The sequence below is a fragment of the Neisseria sp. P0017.S009 genome (assembly GCF_051957375.1).
Classification (GTDB): domain Bacteria; phylum Pseudomonadota; class Gammaproteobacteria; order Burkholderiales; family Neisseriaceae; genus Neisseria; species Neisseria perflava.
This window is the reverse complement of the sequence record NZ_JBQCWL010000002.1, coordinates 94,380-114,511: the sequence shown is the minus strand read 5'-3', so window position 1 is coordinate 114,511 and position 20,132 is coordinate 94,380. Positions and strand designations below refer to the sequence as shown.

At 50.4% G+C, this 20,132-nt stretch carries 19 protein-coding genes; 14 read left to right on the top strand and 5 right to left on the bottom strand.

All coding sequences use genetic code 11. From position 1 onward, the window contains the following. Window positions 1–155 precede the first annotated feature (155 nt). Window positions 156–908 (top strand): CPBP family glutamic-type intramembrane protease, encoded by a 753-nt coding sequence (locus ACTHTG_RS02825; RefSeq protein WP_004519330.1) that lies wholly within the window; start codon window positions 156–158, stop codon window positions 906–908. Between the two features lie 72 nt (window positions 909–980). Here the strand turns inward: ACTHTG_RS02825 and ACTHTG_RS02820 are convergent, their stop codons facing one another. Next, the gene (locus ACTHTG_RS02820; protein WP_004519329.1) at window positions 981–1,328 is read right to left on the bottom strand and encodes a hypothetical protein; all 348 of its coding nucleotides are present in this window, start codon (window positions 1,326–1,328) and stop codon (window positions 981–983) included. A gap of 175 nt (window positions 1,329–1,503) precedes the next feature. Between ACTHTG_RS02820 and ACTHTG_RS02815 the strand changes: the two genes are divergently transcribed. Together ACTHTG_RS02815 and ACTHTG_RS02810 are read left to right on the top strand one after the other, a co-directional pair. After that, window positions 1,504–2,394, top strand: coding sequence for a DMT family transporter (locus ACTHTG_RS02815; RefSeq protein ID WP_004519328.1), 891 nt, complete (start codon window positions 1,504–1,506; stop codon window positions 2,392–2,394). A gap of 18 nt (window positions 2,395–2,412) precedes the next feature. Beyond that, a complete protein-coding gene (locus ACTHTG_RS02810; protein ID WP_003678720.1) occupies window positions 2,413–2,769 on the top strand; it encodes an STAS/SEC14 domain-containing protein in 357 nt (118 codons plus the stop codon). 158 nt (window positions 2,770–2,927) lie between these two features. Here the strand turns inward: ACTHTG_RS02810 and argS are convergent, their stop codons facing one another. Then, window positions 2,928–4,841: an arginine--tRNA ligase gene (gene argS / locus ACTHTG_RS02805; protein ID WP_004519327.1), complete on the bottom strand. Its 1,914-nt coding sequence runs from the start codon at window positions 4,839–4,841 to the stop codon at window positions 2,928–2,930. A 153-nt stretch (window positions 4,842–4,994) separates the two neighbouring features. Between argS and ACTHTG_RS02800 the strand changes: the two genes are divergently transcribed. Both ACTHTG_RS02800 and ACTHTG_RS02795 read left to right on the top strand, forming a co-directional pair. Then, window positions 4,995–5,531: an isochorismatase family protein gene (locus ACTHTG_RS02800; RefSeq protein WP_004519326.1), complete on the top strand. Its 537-nt coding sequence runs from the start codon at window positions 4,995–4,997 to the stop codon at window positions 5,529–5,531. A gap of 13 nt (window positions 5,532–5,544) precedes the next feature. After that, a complete protein-coding gene (locus ACTHTG_RS02795) occupies window positions 5,545–6,045 on the top strand; it encodes a GNAT family N-acetyltransferase (protein WP_004519325.1) in 501 nt (166 codons plus the stop codon). A gap of 56 nt (window positions 6,046–6,101) precedes the next feature. Here the strand turns inward: ACTHTG_RS02795 and tehB are convergent, their stop codons facing one another. Both tehB and ACTHTG_RS02785 read right to left on the bottom strand, forming a co-directional pair. After that, complete coding sequence (gene tehB / locus ACTHTG_RS02790; RefSeq protein WP_039861960.1) at window positions 6,102–6,971, bottom strand: SAM-dependent methyltransferase TehB; 870 nt, start codon at window positions 6,969–6,971, stop codon at window positions 6,102–6,104. Window positions 6,972–6,983: 12 nt separating this feature from the next. Next, window positions 6,984–7,373, bottom strand: coding sequence for a PH domain-containing protein (locus tag ACTHTG_RS02785; protein WP_004519323.1), 390 nt, complete (start codon window positions 7,371–7,373; stop codon window positions 6,984–6,986). Window positions 7,374–7,499: 126 nt separating this feature from the next. On the opposite strand from ACTHTG_RS02785, the gene rnhA reads away from it, so the two are divergent. The 4 genes from rnhA to ACTHTG_RS02765 all read left to right on the top strand — a co-directional run bounded on the left by rnhA (window position 7,500) and on the right by ACTHTG_RS02765 (window position 9,924). Next, a complete protein-coding gene (gene rnhA, locus ACTHTG_RS02780; RefSeq protein ID WP_308538379.1) occupies window positions 7,500–7,937 on the top strand; it encodes a ribonuclease HI in 438 nt (145 codons plus the stop codon). 10 nt (window positions 7,938–7,947) lie between these two features. Beyond that, window positions 7,948–8,262 (top strand): hypothetical protein, encoded by a 315-nt coding sequence (locus tag ACTHTG_RS02775; protein ID WP_308538380.1) that lies wholly within the window; start codon window positions 7,948–7,950, stop codon window positions 8,260–8,262. Further along, window positions 8,259–8,657: an HIT family protein gene (locus tag ACTHTG_RS02770; RefSeq protein ID WP_308538381.1), complete on the top strand. Its 399-nt coding sequence runs from the start codon at window positions 8,259–8,261 to the stop codon at window positions 8,655–8,657. Before ACTHTG_RS02775 ends, ACTHTG_RS02770 begins: the two co-directional genes overlap by 4 nt. 73 nt (window positions 8,658–8,730) lie before the next feature. After that, complete coding sequence (locus ACTHTG_RS02765) at window positions 8,731–9,924, top strand: LD-carboxypeptidase (RefSeq protein WP_308538382.1); 1,194 nt, start codon at window positions 8,731–8,733, stop codon at window positions 9,922–9,924. 63 nt (window positions 9,925–9,987) lie between these two features. Here the strand turns inward: ACTHTG_RS02765 and serC are convergent, their stop codons facing one another. Continuing rightward, window positions 9,988–11,094, bottom strand: a complete 1,107-nt coding sequence (gene serC / locus ACTHTG_RS02760; protein WP_039861958.1) for a phosphoserine transaminase — start codon at window positions 11,092–11,094, stop codon at window positions 9,988–9,990. A 343-nt stretch (window positions 11,095–11,437) separates the two neighbouring features. Here serC and rimP point away from each other — a divergent pair, with 343 nt between their 5' ends. The 5 genes from rimP to ACTHTG_RS02735 all read left to right on the top strand — a co-directional run bounded on the left by rimP (window position 11,438) and on the right by ACTHTG_RS02735 (window position 20,065). Next, entirely contained in the window at window positions 11,438–11,869 is a 432-nt protein-coding gene (gene rimP, locus ACTHTG_RS02755; RefSeq protein WP_003685973.1) for a ribosome maturation factor RimP, read from the top strand. 27 nt (window positions 11,870–11,896) lie between these two features. Continuing rightward, entirely contained in the window at window positions 11,897–13,402 is a 1,506-nt protein-coding gene (gene nusA / locus ACTHTG_RS02750; RefSeq protein WP_004519317.1) for a transcription termination factor NusA, read from the top strand. Window positions 13,403–13,413: 11 nt separating this feature from the next. Continuing rightward, a complete protein-coding gene (gene infB / locus ACTHTG_RS02745) occupies window positions 13,414–16,308 on the top strand; it encodes a translation initiation factor IF-2 (RefSeq protein ID WP_004519316.1) in 2,895 nt (964 codons plus the stop codon). 350 nt (window positions 16,309–16,658) lie between these two features. Beyond that, window positions 16,659–19,397 carry a calcium-binding protein gene (locus ACTHTG_RS02740; protein WP_308538383.1) on the top strand — a complete coding sequence of 913 codons (2,739 nt, stop codon included), beginning with the start codon at window positions 16,659–16,661 and terminating at the stop codon, window positions 19,395–19,397. A gap of 110 nt (window positions 19,398–19,507) precedes the next feature. Beyond that, complete coding sequence (locus tag ACTHTG_RS02735; protein WP_049330902.1) at window positions 19,508–20,065, top strand: nitroreductase family protein; 558 nt, start codon at window positions 19,508–19,510, stop codon at window positions 20,063–20,065. Window positions 20,066–20,132: the final 67 nt, after the last annotated feature.

Sequence of the window (20,132 nt, the reverse complement as noted above, 5' to 3'; positions counted from 1 at the left end):
TAAACCCTTCGAAAAATATGGCATTTTTAGAAGCGCTTCAGGCCGTCTGAAACGGTCTGATTTTTAATTCATGTTTTATTGTGATAATCGTTGACGATTTTTGTATGTTTATGTAACTATTGCGCACCGTTATTTATTAGAGCAAAGAGGAGAATATGAGCATACTCGCCGCTATCCGCCCTAAAGAGCCTTTGCGCCATTTGCGCTGGTTTGACATGCTGATTGTGACCGCTATCCTGTTCGGTCAATTTGCCTACCGTTCTACCCAACTTTATATCGCCAGCCTGATGCCGCAAGTGGAAACAGCCGCGGTTGCCGAAGAGGCGCGCGATACTGCGGTAACCGGCGTGGCTTATTCTGAAAACATGAGCCTGCAGTTGACGCTGCTTGCTATTGCTCTGATTTACCTCGTTATCCGCCGTTTCGACTTCAAACAATTGCCGATTCGTTTTAACTTAGGCGTGTTGTTTTGGACGCCTGTGATTTTTATCCTGATGGGTCTGACCGCCGATGCGGTAACTTCGTTAAGCGGCGGCTACAATTACTTCACCACTGAAATCTTCCAATACATCAAACCATTATCCATTTTTGACAAATTCGCCGCCCTTGCGCCGATGGCCATCCTCTACGGCCTTTTAAACGGCTTTTATGAGGAATTCTGTTTCCTCGGCCTCTTGACCTGCGTGGAAGACAAATACAAATGGCAGGCATTGGCCTATTCGACCTTGGTGCGCATCTCCTTCCATACTTATCAAGGCATGCTTTGGGCGACCGTTATCGGCGTTGTTTTCGGCTTGATGTACTACTTCTTCTATAAATACAAAGTCAAAAACCTGCTGCCGTTTTTCCTGATTCACGCCTTGGCAGATATCTTCGGCTCCGGCTTCATCTATTTGATTTGCGCTTAATGGCAATGGTTGACTGAATAAACAAGGCCGTCTGAAACATCATCTTCAGACGGCCTTTTATCATCTATCGGCTTACTTAATCAACGTAATTGCCACATTCGCATCTTCAGTTGCAACGGCCTCAATCACGACATCTCCGCCAAATCGCAGCACCGAGCCTGCGCCAACCGTATGTTTTTCCTTCTGATTCAAGGTTACGTCAAAGCTTCCTTTTCCAACGGCAAAAATCAACGTTTTAAAACCCGGATGATCGTGCGGCTTAATCTGCTCCCCTTTCTTCATGTCTTTCTTAACGACCATGTAATTTTCGCCGCTGAAAATCTTACCGTTTTCTGAAGAAACCTCTCCCAAAGGCGCGGCAGAAACAGCAACGGAAAACAAAGCAGACAGCAATACGGCAGAAATATTGGCAACTTTCATGACAAGCCTTTCTTGAAAATAGGGCTTTCATTCTACAAAAAACCACTATATTGTTCAATAATAATTCTCATTTCTTAATCTAAAGGCCGTCTGAAACCCAACGATATTTTTCAGACGGCCTGATTGATCTGTATAATATTTTCTTATTAATAAAATCGCTTTATATACCCATCAAATGGAAACCGTCAGAAAAGATCCGCTCGGCTCGGCATGGATGGTTATTGCCGCGCTCGGCTTTACCGTCATGAACCTCTCCATCAAAGCCGCCTCAACGCAATTCGGCTTTTCCAGCGGCGAGCTGGTCTTTTGGCGCATGCTGGTCTCCACCCTGTTCTTAGGCATCATGGCCAAAGCGCAAGGCAACACGTTTTCCACGCCGCATTGGAAAACCCATCTCAACCGCAGCGTCATCGGCACGCTTGCCATGATGTGCACGTTTTATTCCGTCATGCACCTGCCGCTGGCAACAGGCGTCACGCTCAACTACACGTCCTCCATCTGGCTGGCCATCTTTTCATTTTTCATTTTAAAAGAAAGAATTACGCTTTATACCCAAGCCATTTTGGTTATGGGCTTTATCGGCGTTATCCTCTTGCTCAACCCATCTTTTCAAGGCGGACAAGAATTTGCCGCGCTGGTCAGTTTGGCAGGTGGCGCCATGTCGGGCTGGGCGTATTTGCAGGTGCGCGAACTCTCTCTTTTGGGCGAGCCGGGCTGGCGCGTGGTGTTTTACCTCTCGCTTACCGGCCTGATTATGGGCGCAGTCTGGAGCACCATCACAGGCTGGCATCCGCTGACCATCTCTTCCCTGCCCTATCTGGCCGGCAACGGCATCTCCGCCATGATTGCACAATTGGCCATGACCCGCGCCTATAAGGTCGGCAAGAAATTTACCGTTGCCTCGCTTTCCTACCTGACCGTCGTTTTCTCCGCCCTATCCGGCGTATTGCTTTTCGGCGATAAAATCACTTGGCAGGAAGCTGTCGGCATGGTTATCATTGTTGCAGGCGGCGTGTTCAGCAGTTTTACTCCGGCCTCAATCAAAAAATTTCTGATGAAGCAATAATTTAACAAGGAGAACACCATGATTTCCATCCGCGAACAATCTTACGGCTTAAACGTAGCGCTGTACAACGAGTTCACTTTGGACGATTTCCGCCAATTGGAAGAAGCCTTGTTGGCCGCGAAACAAAAAGTCCATCTGCCCGACATCCTGTTGGACTTGTCCATGCTGAAAGACTTCACCATCGATATGGCGGTTGAGCAAATCAAATTCCTCAACCAACACGAAACCGACTTCGGCCGCGTTGCCGTCATTACCGACGACATTTGGATCAAACTCGGCGCGCGCCTTTCCAGCCTCTTGACCAACCAACATCCCAAATATTTCAGCGATGCTGCCGAAGCACAGGCTTGGTTGTTGGCAAGCAATTTGAAATAAAGATAAGGCCGTCTAAACGCATTACCTGAGCAAATTCAAAACCGCTTAGGCTCAAAATCAACGGTATCACAATATTTTTCAAAGCATAAAAAAAGGCCGTCTGAAACCTTGCAACCCGCAAAGTTTCAGACGGCCTTTCATCGTTTTTATTCAAAAACTTACATCACATCCAATACATCAATACCCAGCAATTCCAAGCCTTGTTTCAGCGTGTCGCCGGTCAGCTTCGCCAGTTGCAGGCGGCTGTTGCGGGTTGCGCCTTCTGATTTCAAAATCGGGCAGGCTTCGTAGAAGCGGCTGAACAGAGTGGCAATTTGATAGAGGTAGGCGGCGAGGTAGTGCGGATACGCAGTATCTGCCACACTTTGCAGTACGTCTTCAAATTTCAACAGCTCGGCGGCCAGTTGTTTTTCCAAAGGTTCGGTCAAAACGGTTGGCGCGGTTGCATCCCATTCGCCTGCTTTGCGGAACACGCTTTGCACGCGTGTGTAGGCGTATTGCAGGTAGGGGGCGGTGTTGCCTTCAAACGAAAGCATGGCATCCCAGTCGAACACATAATCGCTGGTGCGGTTTTTACTCAAATCGGCATATTTGACTGCGCCGATGCCGACAACTCGGGCAATTTTCTCTGCATCACTTAATGCTGTATCAGTATATTCCTCTGCTCCTCTGACAATCTTGTCAATCTTATCGATAGGAAGATGATACACAACATCGTTTTCCAAAGTAATTTCCAACTTTTTATTTTCTAAGTTGTACTTTAATTTATTTTTTAAATTATCAGAATTAGTTAAAGAAGAAATCTTTTTTAATCCATCTTCTAATTCTGTTGTTAATTGCCATTTTGGATTTTTCTCTTTTACGACTTGTTCGGCTCGATTGATCGCTTCATCAAGTAAATCAACCAGTTTCACGGTGTCGCCACTGCGCGTTTTGAACGGTTTGCCGTCTTTGCCCATCATGGTGCCGAAGCCGATAAACTCGGCTTTTACATCTTCCGGCAGATAGCCTGCTTTGCGGGAAGTTGTAAAGAGTTGCTCAAAGTGCAGGGCTTGGCGGTGGTCGACGACATACAACAGGCGGTCGGCATGAAGCGTACCGACGCGGTAGCGCAAACACGCCAAGTCGGTGGAAGCATAAAGGAAGCCGCCGCCTTGTTTTTGCACGATAAATGCGGCAGGTTCGCCTTCTTTGTTTTTGAACTCGTCCAAAAACACGACTTTCGCGCCGTCGTCTTCGACTGCCAAACCTTTCTGAGCCAAATCATCGACCACGGGCTGCAAATCGTTGTTGTATGTCGATTCGCCCGCCACGTCTTCTGGACGCAGTTTCAGGCCCAACGTGTCATAAACGGCTTGGGCGTGCGAGAGCGAAATATCGACAAACTGTTTCCACAACGCCAAAACGGTTTCATCGCCGCCTTGTAGCTTCACAACGTATTCGCGTGCAGTGTCAGCGAAGGCAGGATCTTCGTCAAAGCGTACTTTGGCGGCACGGTAAAACTGTTCCAAATCAGCCAGCTCAAACGCGGCATTGTCTTTTTGCTGCTCAACCAAATAAGCGACCAACATGCCAAACTGCGTACCCCAGTCGCCGACGTGGTTTTGACGGATAACGGTGTTGCCCATAAATTCCAACACGCGCGAAATGCTGTCGCCGATGATGCTGGAACGCAGGTGGCCGACGTGCATTTCTTTGGCAAGATTAGGCGAAGAATAGTCGATAACGACGGTTTGAGGTTTGTCGGTTTTTGCTACGCCGAAACGCGCGTCGTTTAAGGCCGTCTGAATGTTTTGGGCGAGGAACTCAGGACGCAGGCGCAGGTTGATAAAGCCCGGGCCGGCTACTTCCGCACTTTCAATCACAGCGTTGTCCGCCAATACTTCGGCCACTTTTTGCGCCAACTCGCGCGGATTTTGTTTGGCTTTTTTCGCCGCACCCATCACGCCGTTGATTTGGAAATCGCCGTGTTCGGCATTCTTGGTCGGCTGCAAAACAACGGGGCTGTCGGCAATGCCTGCGGCGGCAAAGGCTGCTTGGGCTTCACGTTCGACGGTTTGGTATAAATTCATGTTGTCGGTCTCTATCAATTCAAATCAGGCGGTATTTTAAAAGAATTTCGGGCTTTAAAACAGGGCAAGCTGCAATACTTTTCCAGCGGCTTGTTATATGATTGCATTCTGATTCAACGATTTTGCTGTAAAGGCCGTCTGAAAGGAAAAGCCATGAACCCGAAAAATACGCTTTGTCTGATTGTCGATATTCAAGAACGCCTGCTGCCCGCCCTTTCCGGCGCGGATGAAATGTTGGAACGCTGCCGCCTGCTGATTCAAGGTTTGACGGCTTTGGACATCCCCTTTGCCGTAACCGAACAATATCCGAAAGGTTTGGGCAGCACCGTATCCGCCGTATCGCTGCTGTTGCCCGAAGGCACGCCGATTGTCGAGAAAACCCAATTTTCGGCGTTTTTGCCCGAAATTCAGGAAATCTTACGCAAAAACGACATTAAAAACGTTATTTTGATGGGTGCTGAAGCGCATATCTGTATGCTTCAGACGGCCTTGGATTTGAAGGCGCAAGGTTACGCCGTATTCCTGCCTTTCGAATGCACCGCCTCGCGCACAACGGCCAACCGCGACAATGGTTTGGCGCAAATGAGCCGTCAAGGCATTATCGTTTCCAATGTCGAAAGTATTTTGTTCCAACTGCTCGGCGATGCCAAACATCCGGCCTTTAAGACTATCTCCAAACTAATTCAATAACAGGCCGTCTGAAATGCAATACACCATCCGTCCTGCCCTGCGCCAAGACTTGCCCGCCATCGTCGATATTTACAACAGCACCGTGGCCACGCGCCAATCCACGGCCGATTTGTCGCCGACCACGGTTGCCGAGCGTGAAATGTGGTTTGCCGCGCACACGGACAAACGCCCGATCTACGCCCTTTACGATGCCGACGGCACCGTATTGGCATGGGGCAGTTTCAGTGACTACCATCCGCGCTACGCCTACCACATCAGCGCGGAAGTCAGCATTTATGTCCGCCACGATATGCGCGGCGCAGGCGTGGGCAAAATCCTGTTGCGGCACATGCTCGAACGCGCACCGTCCTTAGACATCCACAACGTCATCGCGCTTGTGTTCGGCCACAACTATCCGAGCCTGAACCTGTTTCACCGTTTCGGTTTTGAAGAATGGGGGCGGCTGCCACAAGTCTGCGACTTGGAAACCATGTTGGCAGACGTGGTGATTTTGGGCAAAAGGATTGTGGATTGATTACGGCAAAGGCCGTCTGAAAACTGAATTCAGACGGCCTTTTGACGGCAAAACCTTTATTCCGGTTTCTTCGCCAGCATGGTAACGAATTTAAACTGAATCGGATTGCCGAATTCGTCTTTCGCGTGCATCGAACCCAGCTCTTCCTTGTATTCCACCAATTCCCAATCCTTATAGTATTCGCGCAGCTCGCCCTCACTAAACTTGAACGGGAACGGCATCGGGCAAGGGAAATCTTCCGTATCCATCGCAGACACGATCAGGTTGTAGCCGCCGGGGTTGGTGTGTTCCTTTATATTGGCAATCACGTCAGGAACGTAACGCGGCATCAGGAACATAAACACCACGGTCGCCACCATATAATCGAAGTTTTCCTGAATATTGGCGGCGTTGAGGTCGTATTCAAACGCGCGGACATTCAACTCTTCGATACGCGCCAGCTCTTCCACGTTTTGAACCGCATGGGGATTATTATCGACAGCGGTAACGTCAAAACCTTTCAAACCCAGATACAGCGCATTGCGGCCCTGACCGCAGCCCATATCCAAAACCTTGCCGACAGGTACGATGCCTTCGGCAGCACGGACGGCCGAATGTGTCGCGCTCATGCCGTATTTCTTATTGAAATAGTCTGCCGCCTCGCAGTAAAACGACAGTTGGATTTCCGTGTCTTGCGTTTGCGGCGCGATAAAGTGCCATGCTTGCGGATGGATAATCCAATCATCGCTTTCAGGCGTCAGCTCGTGCGTGGACGTAACATTGCCCGCCTCGTCCACTTCATTGAAGTTCAGACGGCCTTGGAGGACATTGAGGCAGCCCCAAGTACCGGCGGCAGTATTGTGTTTGGACAACAAGGCTTCGGGAATCTCGTCCGCCGTCCACACCGGCATCTGCTTGTAACAAAACAATTCTTGCTGTTCGCTCATCATGTTTCCTTTCTATTTTGACGGTTTCAACACAGCTTCTGCCAAGGCTTTTTGAATGGCAATCACGCTCTTGTCGCTTTTAAATTGCAAGGTTTCGGTTGGCACCTCGCCGGAAGAAACCCAAATCTTCAGCTCGGCATCCAAATCAAAATGACCCGAGGTTTCCACCGAAAAGCGCGATACTGAACGGTATGGAATCGAACGGTAAGACACTTTCTTGCCGGTCAACCCCTGCTTGTCCACCAACACCAGCCGATATTCGGTAAACACAATCAAATCGCGCACCAGGCTGAATGCCATTTTTACCTGTTCGCCATCAATCAGGATATTCGCCAAATCGCGTTCCACCGCATCGGCGTCTTTTTGCGAAGCATTGCCCAAAAGGCCGCTGAACAATCCCATATCTGCCTTCTTTCTATACGAGTGATAAAGCGCAGGGTATTTTACACGCGTAAACCGTATTTGCCGATATTTCAGACGGCCTTATGTTATGATAATGATACCGCCTTATTCGACAAAGACATGCCCATGGATAAACCCGTTTACCTCTACACAGACGGCGCATGCAAAGGCAACCCCGGCGCAGGCGGCTGGGGTGTATTTATGCGCTACGGCACACACGAAAAAGAACTGTTCGGCGGCGAAGCCGAAACCACCAACAACCGTATGGAACTGACTGCCGTCATCGAAGGCCTGAAATCCCTAAAACGCCGCTGCCAAGTCGTCATCTGCACCGACTCGCAATACGTCAAAAACGGCATGGAAAGCTGGATACGCGGTTGGAAAAAAAACGGCTGGAAAACCGCCGCCAAAAAACCGGTTAAAAACGACGATTTATGGAAAGAGCTGGATAGTCTGGTTCAACAGCACGATGTCCGCTGGACGTGGGTCAAAGGCCACGCCGGACACCCTGAAAACGAAAAAGCCGACGAGCTCGCCAACCGCGGTGCAGCAAAATTTGCATAACACTTCGTCCATGACTGCACTCAAACATCTCAAACCATTCTTTTGGATTGCTATCATTGCATTGATTTGTGTGACACCAAAAGCACTTATGTTCGCCTATTCGCCCTTTCATGATGTCAATGATTATTTTAACTTTGGATTGTGCGATCACATTGAGAGTGCCGAAGAATGTGACGACTTAATCACGCCTTCCTATTTATTTTGGTGGTTTATACCCAAACCGTGGCTGTTCACATTCATCACGCTGACTGCTATTTACCTCATTCTAAAAATCCTGATGGCAATCATCCGATTCCTATTCAGACTGAGAAAGAAAAACCCATGACCTGCCCCATCTGCACTGCCGACAACGAAGACATTTTACTGCAAACGCCAAACCTGCGCGTGATCGCCGTCCACAACGAAGCCGGCGCACCGGCATTCTGCCGCGTCATTTGGAATGACCATGTTTCCGAGATGACCGACCTTTCACCTGCCGAACGCAACAAAATCATGGAAATGGTGTATCAGGTTGAAGCCGCAATGCGCCAAGTCTTCCGCCCGGCCAAAATCAATTTGGCCAGCCTCGGCAATGTTGTGCCCCATCTGCATTGGCACGTCATCGCCCGTTTTGAAAACGACGCCAACTTCCCCGCGCCGATTTGGGCCGCGCCCGTCCGCGAACACGGCATGACCTTGCCCGAAAACTGGCCGCAACAAATCAAAAACTTAATCGCTTAAACTTTCAGACAGCCTACAAGGTCCGACACGCCCAGTTCAGGCCGTCTGAACATATAACGAAAGGAAAACCTCAATGAACTCCACCACGCGCCGCCATTTCCTGCGTACCTGCTCTGCCGCGGCAGGCGCAGGTTTGTTGCAAGCCTGCGGCACAGGCACGACCACCACGCCGCAAACCAAAACCACTTCTACCACCGCGAAAGCCAAAACCGTGCAACCTAAGCAACCCCATCCGCCACGTTCCGGCGACAACCTCCTGCGCGTTGTTGCGCCGTCAGGCTTCGCCGAAGACCCCAACCGCGTGACCACCGGCCTGACCCGCCTCTACAACGCAGGCTTTACCGTAACCAACCAACAGGCAGGCAGCCGCCGTTACCAACGCTTTGCCGGCAGCGACGCCCAACGCGCTGCCGACTTCCAAGACGTTGCCAGCGGCCGTGTCGAAACGCCCAAAGTCTTGATGGGCCTGCGCGGCGGCTACGGCGCGGCACGCATCCTGCCGCAAATCGACTTTGCCTCACTCGGCGCCAGAATGCGCGAACGCGGCACATTATTCTTCGGTTTCAGCGACGTGTGCGCCGTCCAACTCGCCCTGTTGGCCAAAGGCAATATGATGAGCTTTGCAGGCCCGATGGTGTACAGCGAATTCGGCAAAGCTGACCCCAGCGTCTTTACCATGGATTCGTTCATCCGCGGCACGACCAACAACGTCAACATCGTTGATGTTCCGACCATCCAACGCGCCGATGTCAACGTCGAAGGCACATTGTGGGGCGGCAACCTCAGCGTTCTCGCCTCCCTCGCCGGTACGCCTTACATGCCTGATATTCAAGGCGGCATCCTCTTTATCGAAGACGTCAGCGAGCAACCCTACCGCATCGAGCGCATGCTCAACACGCTTTATCTGTCAGGTGTTTTGCAAAAACAACGCGCCATCATCTTCGGCGATTTCCGCATGGGCACCATCCGCGACGTGTACGACTCCAGCTACGATTTCTCCGCTGTAGTCAACCACATTTCGCGCACCGCCAAGATTCCTGTGTTGACCGGCTTCCCATTCGGCCACATCACCAACAAAACCACTTTCCCTTTGGGCGCGCATACCAAAGTCCGCAGTACCGGCAACGGCGGTTATTCCGTAACCTTCAGCGGCTATCCTACGCTGAACCCGTCCGCGCTGACACTCGACAGCCTGCTGCCGCCTCCTGTTCCGACTTACGACAGCACCATCTACCGCGACAGCATCACTGAAGAAGTGACCGAATAAGGCTTGTTCAAATCAAAAGGCCGTCTGAAACCCAGTTTCAGACGGCCTTTTTATATCTTCATCTTAACCGTAACGTCGTTGGAAATCTTTCATAAAGTCGGCCAACGCGTTCACACCTTCAAGCGGCATCGCATTGTAAATGCTGGCACGCATACCGCCGACGGTTTTATAACCCTTGAGCAGGCACAAGCCCTGCAACTCGGCTTCCAACACAAAACGGCGGTCCAAGTCTTCGCTTGCGGTTTTGAAGACCACGTTCATTTTGGAGCGCGCATCAGGATGAATATCGTTGATGTAAAAACCTCCGCTGCCGTCTATCGTCTCATACAAGGTTTGCGCCTTTATTCGATTGACTGCTTCAATTTTTTTCACACCGCCCTGCGTTTGCAGCCAGCGGAACACCAAACCCGACATATAAATCGCATAAGTGGAAGGCGTGTTGTACATACCGTCGCGGTTGATGTGCGAACGGTAGTTGAACACATCGGGAATATCGTTTGGACAACGCTCCAGCAAATCCTCGCGGATAATGACCACGGTTGCACCGGCAGGACCGATATTTTTTTGCGCGCCGGCATAAATCAAGCCGTAATCGGACACATTAAACTCACGAGACAAAATCTCGCTTGACATATCGCACACCAACGGCGGCAGGCCGTCTGAAAGTTTGGGGACGTTTTGATACTGCAAGCCGTTTACGGTTTCATTAATCGCAAAATGAACAAACGCAGAATTCGGGTTGACATCCCAATCCTCAACCGCAGGCAGGTTTTTATAGGCATATTGCTCGCCGCCATGCGCGGACAAACGGATTTCGGCATTGCTCAAACGGCTCATCTGTTCATAGGCAATACGGCTCCAGTTGCCCGTTACCACCGCGTCGGCAGTCGCAAAACCGTGCGCCAAATTCATGGCCACCATATTAAATTGCGTGGTCGCACCGCCCTGTAAAAACAAGATTTTATAGTTGGACGGAATATTCAAAAGCTGGCGCAAGTCTTGTTCGGCATGATGCAGAATACTCAAAAACATATCCGAACGGTGGCTCATCGCCATCACGGGGAATCCCGTACCGTTGTAGTCGAGCATCTCCTGTTGTGCGGTACGCAATACCGCTTCCGGCAATACGGCAGGACCGGCGGAAAAATTGTAAATCGGATGTGCAGACATGGCGGCCTTCTTTCTTATTCGGTGGGTATGAAGAAATTGTAGAACCGCCTTGCACATTGTGCAAGCACGAAAAATCCGGAAATTCAAGACCGTCTGAAAACAAAGCAATACCAATTCTTTGTTTTCCAAAATAATTTCAAAACTATCATATCAAAACTTGTCAACAATTCCCTTTTCAGACGGCCTCAACCCTACCCTTTACATTTAAGCAATCACTTCAAAAAATCCACGCCAAATCAACACTTTTCTTTTATCTTGAAAACAGTTATAATAGGCCAATTTTTCAAATCACACGAAAAATGGCCGCGCGGCCATTTTTTTGTTTATGTACTTCAGGAGAAGCATGGATATTCAAAGCATTCTTGATAAAACCCTGCCCGGCTTGGGCTACGAGCTGGTCGATTTCGAACTGACCGCACAAGGCGATTTGCGCGTTTTCATCGATAAAGAAGGCGGTATCACCGTCGAAGACTGCGCCACTGTCAGCAACCATCTGAGCCGCGTGTTTATGGTTGAAGACATCGACTACAAACGTTTGGAAATCTCCAGCCCTGGCCTTGACCGTCCGTTGAAAAAAGCCGCCGACTTCGTGCGCTTTGCCGGCCAGAACGCCAAAATCAAAACACGCCTGCCGATTGATGGTCAGAAAAACTTCATCGGCCGCATCGAATCTTGCGAAAACGACATCGTTACCGTCTCTTTCGACGGCAAAACTGCCCAAATCGAATTGAGCAACATCGACAAAGCCCGTTTGCGCCCCGAATTTAAATTTTAAAAACCGATTACTTGGAGATTCTAGAAAATGAGTCGCGAAATGTTACAGCTGGCCGAAGCGCTGGCAAGTGAAAAAAACGTTGAAACGGAAGTCGTATTCAAAGCCCTTGAATTCGCCCTCTCTACTGCTGCCAAGAAAAAAGCCGACCGTGAGCACATGGACGTGCGCGTCGAAATCGACCGCGATACCGGCGAATACCAAACCTTCCGCCGCTGGCTGATTGTTGCCGATGAAGACTACACCTACCCTGACGTAGAAAAAACCATCGAGGAAATCCAAGAAGAAATTCCCGGCACAACCATCCAAATCGGCGAATACTACGAAGAGCAGCTGCCAAACGAAGGCTTCGGCCGCCAAGCAGCTCAAACTGCCAAACAAATCATTCTGCAACGCATCCGCGATGCGGAGCGCGAGCAAAACCTGAACGAGTTCCTCGCTTCTAAAGAAGACATCGTTTCCGGTACGGTAAAACGTGTCGAGCGCCACGGCATCATCGTTGAAGTCGTCGCGGGCAAACTCGACGCACTGATTCCGCGCGAAGAAATGATTCCGCGCGAAAACTTCCGCAGCGGCGACCGCATCCGCGCCCTCTTCCTGCGTGTGGACGAAATCGGCAATACCGGCCGCAAACAAGTCATTTTGAGCCGTACCAGCGGCGACTTCTTGGCCAAACTCTACGCCAACGAAGTACCTGAAATTGCAGACGGCCTGTTGGAAATCCGCGAAGTAGCACGCGACCCCGGCCAACGCGCCAAAGTTGCCGTTAAAGCCAACGACCAACGCATCGACCCGCAAGGTACTTGTATCGGCGTGCGCGGTTCCCGTGTTAACGCCGTGAGCAACGAATTGTCCGGCGAACGCATTGACATCGTATTGTGGTCTCCTGAGACAGCCCAATTCGTGATGAACGCGCTGTCTCCTGCCGAAGTGAGCCGCATCGTGATTGACGAAGACAAACACGCCGTTGACGTGATTGTTGATGAAAACCAACTGGCGCTGGCCATCGGCCGCGGCGGTCAAAACGTCCGCCTGGCTTCCATCCTGACCGGCTGGCAGCTGAACATCATGACCGTTGAAGAAGCCGACGAGCGCAATGCCGCCGAAGACGCCGTTATCCGCAACCTCTTCACCACCCACTTGAACATCGACGACGAAACCGCCGATATCTTGGTGGAAGAAGGCTTTGCCACTTTGGAAGAAGTTGCTTACGTTCCAGCGGCAGAATTGCTCGCCATTGACGGCTTTGACGAAGAAATCGTTGAAACCCTGCGCAACCGCGCACGCGACGCGATCCTGACCATTACCATCGCAGCAGAAGAAAAACTGGGTGAGGTGTCTGAAGACATGCGCAATTTAGACGGCGTAGATTCCGACATGTTGCGCAAACTGGCCGAAGCCGGCGTTACCCAACGCGATGATCTGGCCGAATTGTCTGTTGACGAATTGGTCGAAATTACCGGTGTTGACGAAGAAGAAGCCAAAAAAGTGATTTTGGCTGCACGCGAACACTGGTTTACTGAAGAAAACAACTAAGGGGGTACTGAATGAGTAATACAACCGTAGCGCAATTTGCCGCCGAACTAAACCGCCCCGTCGATGATTTGCTTAAACAATTGAAAGAAGCCGGGGTCAATAAAAACAGCGGTAATGACAGCATAACCACTGACGACAAACAATTGCTGACCGCTTACCTGCAAAAGAAAAACGGCAGCAACAGCGGCACCATCAGCATCCGCCGCAAAAAAACCGAAGTCAGCACCGTTGATGGCGTAAAAGTGGAAACACGCCGCCGCAGCCGTGCCGTTACCATTCCTTCTTCCGAAGAATTGGCAGCGGAAGCCAAAGCCAAAGTAGCAGCGGAAAACCAAAAAGCCGAAGCAGAAAAAGCAGCCGCCCAAGCTGCCGAAGAAAAAGCCAAAGCTGAAGCAGAAGCTGCCGCCAAAGCCGAAGCCCGTGCCAAAGCAGAGGCTGAAGCAGCCAGACTGAAAGCAGCCAAAGCCGCACCAAAAGCAGAAGGTAAACCTGCCGAAGCCCAAAAAGAAGAAGCCAAACCGGTTGAAGCCGTAGAAGCCAAGGCCGAAGCAAAAGTTGAAGCTCAAGCAGACAACAAGCCGTCTGAAAAATCCGTTGAAGCTGAAAAACCAGCCGAAGCCAAAAAACCTGCCAAAGCCAAACAAGACAAAGGTGGCAAAGGCAAAGAAGCGAAAAAGGCAGCCAAACCTGCCGCTCCTGCCGTACCGCAACCTGTCGTCAGCGTGGAAGAACAGGCTCAACGCGATGAAGAGGCTCGTCGTGCCGCCGCCCTGCGTGCGCATCAAGAAGCCTTGTTGAAAGAAAAACAAGAGCGTCAAGCACGCCGTGAAGCCATGAAACAACAGGCCGATCAAGACTCAAAACCTACTAAAGAAGCCAAATCAGGCGAACGCAGCAAACCTGCCGAGAAAGCAAAAGCGGCATCCGGCGAAGGCAAATCCGAACATAACGCGCGCGGTAAAAAAGAAGACCGTCGTGAGCGTGACGAAGAAAACCAAGGCCGTAATGCCAAAGGCAAAGGCGGAAAAGGCGGCCGTGACCGCAACAATGCGCGCAATGGCGACGACGAGCGCGTACGCGGCGGTAAAAAAGGCAAAAAACTCAAACTTGAGCCAAACCAACATGCCTTCCAAGCGCCGACCGAACCTGTCGTACACGAAGTTTTGGTACCTGAAACCATTACCGTTGCTGACTTGGCACACAAAATGGCCGTTAAAGGCGTCGAAGTGGTGAAAGCCCTGATGAAAATGGGCATGATGGTAACCATCAACCAATCTATCGACCAAGACACTGCTCTGATTGTGGTGGAAGAACTCGGCCACATCGGTAAACCTGCAGCCGCCGACGATCCTGAAGCATTCTTGGATGAAGGCGTTGAAGCAGTAGAAGCCGAAGCATTGCCGCGTCCGCCGGTTGTTACCGTGATGGGTCACGTTGACCACGGTAAAACTTCCCTGCTGGACTACATCCGCCGCGCCAAAGTGGTACAAGGCGAAGCAGGCGGCATTACCCAACACATCGGTGCATACCACGTTGAAACCCCACGCGGCGTGATTACCTTCTTGGATACTCCGGGTCACGAAGCGTTTACTGCCATGCGTGCGCGCGGTGCGAAAGCAACCGATATCGTGATTCTTGTGGTTGCAGCCGACGACGGCGTGATGCCGCAAACCATCGAGGCAATTGCCCACGCTAAAGCCGCGGGTGTACCGATGGTGGTTGCCGTCAACAAAATCGATAAAGAAGCCGCCAACCCAGAGCGTATCCGCCAAGAGCTAACTGCACACGAAGTTGTGCCTGACGAATGGGGCGGCGATGTACAGTTTATCGACGTTTCCGCTAAAAAAGGCCTGAACATCGATGCATTGCTCGAAGCCGTCTTGCTCGAAGCTGAAGTTTTGGAACTGACTGCCCCAGTCGATGCACCTGCCAAAGGTATCATTGTTGAGGCACGTTTGGACAAAGGCCGCGGCGCGGTTGCCACATTACTGGTTCAAAGCGGTACGCTGAAAAAAGGCGATATGCTGCTGGCCGGTACTGCATTCGGTAAAATCCGTGCAATGGTTGACGAAAACGGCAAAGCCATCAATGAAGCCGGCCCGTCTATCCCTGTCGAAATCCTCGGCTTGTCCGACGTTCCGAACGCAGGCGAAGATGCAATGGTATTGGCCGACGAGAAAAAAGCGCGCGAAATCGCCCTCTTCCGTCAAGGCAAATATCGCGATGTACGCTTGGCCAAACAACAGGCCGCAAAACTGGAAAACATGTTCAACAACATGGGCGAAAACCAAGCCCAATCCTTGTCTGTCATCATCAAAGCAGACGTACAAGGTTCTTACGAAGCTTTGGCGGGCAGCCTGAAAAAACTGTCCACAGACGAAGTGAAAGTGAACGTGTTGCACAGCGGCGTTGGCGGCATTACCGAATCTGATGTCAACTTGGCCATCGCTTCCGGCGCATTCATCATCGGCTTTAACGTCCGTGCAGATGCTTCCGCACGCAAACTGGCTGAGAATGAAAACGTGGAAATCCGTTACTACAACATCATTTACGATGCCATCGACGACGTGAAAGCCGCCATGAGCGGTATGCTCTCTCCGGAAGAGAAAGAGCAAGTAACCGGCACGGTCGAAATCCGTCAGGTTATCTCCGTTTCCAAAGTCGGCAATATTGCAGGCTGTATGGTTACCGACGGTGTGGTCAAACGCGATTCCCATGTCCGCCTCATCCGCAACAACGTGGTTATCCATACCGGCGAGCTGTCTTCTTTGAAGCGCTACAAAGACGACGTCAAAGAAGTCCGTATGGGCTTCGAGTGTGGTCTGATGCTCAAAGGCTACAACGAGATTATGGAAGGCGACCAACTCGAATGTTTCGACATCGTCGAAGTTGCCCGTACTCTGTAATCAGACAGGCCGTCTGAAAAATCAGAAGCAGGTTTTGCAATGCGAAACCTGCTTCTTTTTTTCAGACGGCCTTTTTACAACCATTCATAGTTTGAAACTATGGAAATTGATGTGTGGTATGTAAGAAACAAAACAGCCGCACAAGGCAAAGCCATTTGGCAAAAGAATAGACGGCAAACTAAGCCTGATAAGGCTCTCTATATATTGTCATATCTTAACGTTTCTGTTGTTTTTCTCAAATTTCGGCACTAGTATATACAGCCTAAACACAATACAAATTAAGCAATACCGGCCATATGCCGGATACGTTTACTTCCTTGTTACTCTCATCAATATCTAAAGAAAATATCATGACAATCGAAAAAGCAATGCGCATCCGCAATGCGCAATTTGAATTACGACATTTAGAGCAATTGCAGCCATCTCCCCTTGCACAAGCAACAACAGGTACTTCGAGAGATGACGTTTATTATGTAACCCGCAGCGACGATAAAATCATTGAAGACCCAAACGGCGGTGATGATACGGTTTACAGCAACGTCAGCTATACCCTCCCCAACTACGTTGAAAACCTTGTTTTGACCGGTACGGCCAACATCTTCGGCGCAGGCAACAACAGCAACAACATCCTCATCGGCAATGAAGGCCGCAACCGCCTCAACAGCGGGCGCGGTGACGACATCGTTTACGGCGGCGGCGGCAGCGATTTCATCAACGGCGGCGAAGGCAACGACCGTCTTTTCGGCGAAACAGGCAATGACACCCTCAACGGTGAAGCAGGCAACGATGTGCTTGAAGGTGGCGAAGGCGACGATACCTACCTTTTCTCTGCCAAAAGCGAGCAAGACACCATCATCGACGACCAAGGCCACAACAGCATCCGCTTCCATACCGACCTGAGCCTTAACGATTTAACCGTCGAAGTCCGAAACAACGAAACCGGTGGTCAAGACTGGCTGATTGCCGTGAAAAACAGCAATGCCGTTTTAACCATCCAAAACCAATACACGCAAAACGGTACAACGCCGGCAGTCTCCCAATTCATCATCGGCACACAAAAACTGGATGTAAACAGCTTTGCCAAATATTTTGATATTTCCCTGACAGAGCATACCGAAAGCGGTAAGACCATCGATGGCAGCGACGACAATGACCACCTGATCGGCACATCCGGCGACGATATTATCGACGGCAAAGCCGGTGCCGACATCATGGAAGGCAGGGACGGCAATGACACTTACTATGTTGATAACGCAAAAGACGTAGTTATCGAACAAGCTGGCGGCGGCGAAGACACCGTATTCAGCAGCATTTCATATACTGCCGCCACCCACGTTGAAAATGTTACCTTGACCGGCTCGGCCAATATTTTTGCCGCCGGCAACAACAGCAATAACATCCTGACCGGCAACGAAGGTCGCAACCGCCTCAACAGCGGACGCGGTGATGATACCGTTTACGGCATGGGCGGCAACGACAACCTCAATGGCGGCGACGGCAACGATTATCTGGATGGCGGCGATGGTAACGATGCCATCAATGGCGATGCTGGCGACGATGTTTTGGTGGGCGGCAACGGCAAAGACATCCTGAAAGGCGGCGCCGGAAACGATACCTATATCTACGGCGACAACGATACCATTATCGACAACCAAGGCATCAATACCCTCAAATTTTCAGACGGCCTGGACAATGCCAAGCTCAACCTGAAGACCATTCATAACGACGACGGCAGCCAAAGCTGGGAAATTACTTCGGAGCAAGGTTCAGCCTTGATTCAAAACCAAATCGGTGCTGATGGCAGCATTTCCATCGACCGTTTCCAGTTCAGCGACCAAACTTACACTGCCGCACAGTTCCAACAAGCCTTCCAAGCGCTGAAAGCCAAAAACATTAACTTTGTCGGCACAAACGGCGACGACACTTTGCATGGCAATGCAGGCAACAATGAAATCGACGGCGGCAACGACGGCCGCGACATCCTCTATGGCCACGACGGCGATGACATCTTGCGCGAACACAGCGAAACCTATTACGGCAACGAACCCGCTTCCGACGATAAACTCTACGGCGGCAACGGTAACGACAAACTCTATGCCCATGTAGGCACCGACTTACTCGACGGCGGCGCAGGCAATGATTATCTGGAAGGCGGAGAACACAACGACACCTATGTTTTCGGAAAAGGTTACGGCCACGACACCATTTTCGACTACAACTTCGGTTTTGATAGCGAGGCAAGCCTACACAGACTCAACGCTAATGTCGTTAAATTTACCGGCGGCATTACCCTTGACGACCTCGAAATTACCGTTGAAAAAGGTTACGACAAAACCGGGATTGCCGACATACCCGACAGCAACCAATTTGTATCCCCCCCCCTGTTGGATGGCGATACTTGGCATATCCGCATTAAAGGCACGGACGATGTTTTAACCATCAAAAACCAAAGCGGTATTTATGGTGCGATTTCCGAGTTTCAGTTTGACGGCAATACCTCATACAGCACAGGCGAGCTGATCAACCACTTCAAACTGTCTATCCCGCACATGATCGGCAACAAAAACATCGTCCAATACACAGGCCAACCCGTTGAAGAACTCAACCGTGATGTGTACAACAACTTCAATCACACCATCCACGCCGATAGCGACAACAGCGATTTAGATTTGTCGCATTACACTTCTGTTGTCGAATACAGGGGCAACCGAAGCGATGAAACCATTACTTTGGGCCGAGGCATCAACATCGTTGATACGGCCGGCGGCAACGATACCATTACCGACCCGGGTGCCGACAACACCGTTATCATGTTTGGCAGAAACAGCGGCAACGACACCTTTAATCCGTATGGTGGCAGCGATACCCAAGTCCTTTTCAAAGAAGGGCTGACGCTGAAAGATTTACAGTTGAAAACCGGCGATGATTGGGTCTTAACCATCAAAGATACAGGCGACACCCTGACCATCCATGACATTGCCAACAATAATGTCGACAGCTTTGTATTCGGAAACGGTAAGAGCTACACCGCCGATGAAATCAGCAAAGCACTGATTACTGAAAATACACAAAACAACGGTATCCTGTAAAACTCAAAGGCCGTCTGAAACCTTAATTCAGACGGCCTTAGTCCTTTGCTGATTTATTTATCGTTCTGCTATATAATTATTCTCATTCGAATTCACAAGAAAGAATAAAAATGGATGCCTTAAATCTCCTCACCACTCGTCGCTCTTCCAAAAAACTGACTGCTCCTGCACCCAATGCCGAGCAACTGGAACAAATGCTGCAAGCGGCAACACAAGTACCTGATCACGGCAATATGCGCCCTTACCGCTTTACTGTAATTCAAAGCGAGGCCGGCTTACAACGTTTCCGCGAGCTTTTGGGCAAGACCGTTACCGAACTCAACTTCGGTGATGATGCCATGAAAAAGGCCGAACGCGTCGGCAACATGGCGCCTATGATTATTGGCGTTACATTTGCGCCAAACCGTGAAGTGGCGAAACCCAAACCTGAATGGGAGCAAATGCTGACTGCAGGCTGCGCCGCCTATGCTTTACAACTGGCTGCTTCTGCTCAAGGCTTCGACAATGTTTGGATTACGGGCATGTGGGTCAACAGCCCATTGTTGCGCGAAGCATTTGAGTGTGCCGACAAAGACAAAATCATCGGCCTGATGATGATTGGTTCGCCGACCGAAGAAGGAAGCGGCCCGAAAAATACCAACTTAGAATGTTTTACAACTTATTGGTAAAGCCTGAAAATACTAAGGCCGTCTGAAAAACCTGATTTAATGGTTTTCAGACGGCCTTTTTATGTCT

Coding starts and splice junctions, on each gene's coding strand:
- ACTHTG_RS02825 (WP_004519330.1), top strand. CDS start 156: ATGAGCATACTCGCCGCTATCCGCCCTAAAGAGCCTTTGCGCCATTTG.
- ACTHTG_RS02820 (WP_004519329.1), bottom strand. CDS start 1,328: ATGAAAGTTGCCAATATTTCTGCCGTATTGCTGTCTGCTTTGTTTTCC.
- ACTHTG_RS02815 (WP_004519328.1), top strand. CDS start 1,504: ATGGAAACCGTCAGAAAAGATCCGCTCGGCTCGGCATGGATGGTTATT.
- ACTHTG_RS02810 (WP_003678720.1), top strand. CDS start 2,413: ATGATTTCCATCCGCGAACAATCTTACGGCTTAAACGTAGCGCTGTAC.
- argS (WP_004519327.1), bottom strand. CDS start 4,841: ATGAATTTATACCAAACCGTCGAACGTGAAGCCCAAGCAGCCTTTGCC.
- ACTHTG_RS02800 (WP_004519326.1), top strand. CDS start 4,995: ATGAACCCGAAAAATACGCTTTGTCTGATTGTCGATATTCAAGAACGC.
- ACTHTG_RS02795 (WP_004519325.1), top strand. CDS start 5,545: ATGCAATACACCATCCGTCCTGCCCTGCGCCAAGACTTGCCCGCCATC.
- tehB (WP_039861960.1), bottom strand. CDS start 6,971: ATGAGCGAACAGCAAGAATTGTTTTGTTACAAGCAGATGCCGGTGTGG.
- ACTHTG_RS02785 (WP_004519323.1), bottom strand. CDS start 7,373: ATGGGATTGTTCAGCGGCCTTTTGGGCAATGCTTCGCAAAAAGACGCC.
- rnhA (WP_308538379.1), top strand. CDS start 7,500: ATGGATAAACCCGTTTACCTCTACACAGACGGCGCATGCAAAGGCAAC.
- ACTHTG_RS02775 (WP_308538380.1), top strand. CDS start 7,948: ATGACTGCACTCAAACATCTCAAACCATTCTTTTGGATTGCTATCATT.
- ACTHTG_RS02770 (WP_308538381.1), top strand. CDS start 8,259: ATGACCTGCCCCATCTGCACTGCCGACAACGAAGACATTTTACTGCAA.
- ACTHTG_RS02765 (WP_308538382.1), top strand. CDS start 8,731: ATGAACTCCACCACGCGCCGCCATTTCCTGCGTACCTGCTCTGCCGCG.
- serC (WP_039861958.1), bottom strand. CDS start 11,094: ATGTCTGCACATCCGATTTACAATTTTTCCGCCGGTCCTGCCGTATTG.
- rimP (WP_003685973.1), top strand. CDS start 11,438: ATGGATATTCAAAGCATTCTTGATAAAACCCTGCCCGGCTTGGGCTAC.
- nusA (WP_004519317.1), top strand. CDS start 11,897: ATGAGTCGCGAAATGTTACAGCTGGCCGAAGCGCTGGCAAGTGAAAAA.
- infB (WP_004519316.1), top strand. CDS start 13,414: ATGAGTAATACAACCGTAGCGCAATTTGCCGCCGAACTAAACCGCCCC.
- ACTHTG_RS02740 (WP_308538383.1), top strand. CDS start 16,659: ATGACAATCGAAAAAGCAATGCGCATCCGCAATGCGCAATTTGAATTA.
- ACTHTG_RS02735 (WP_049330902.1), top strand. CDS start 19,508: ATGGATGCCTTAAATCTCCTCACCACTCGTCGCTCTTCCAAAAAACTG.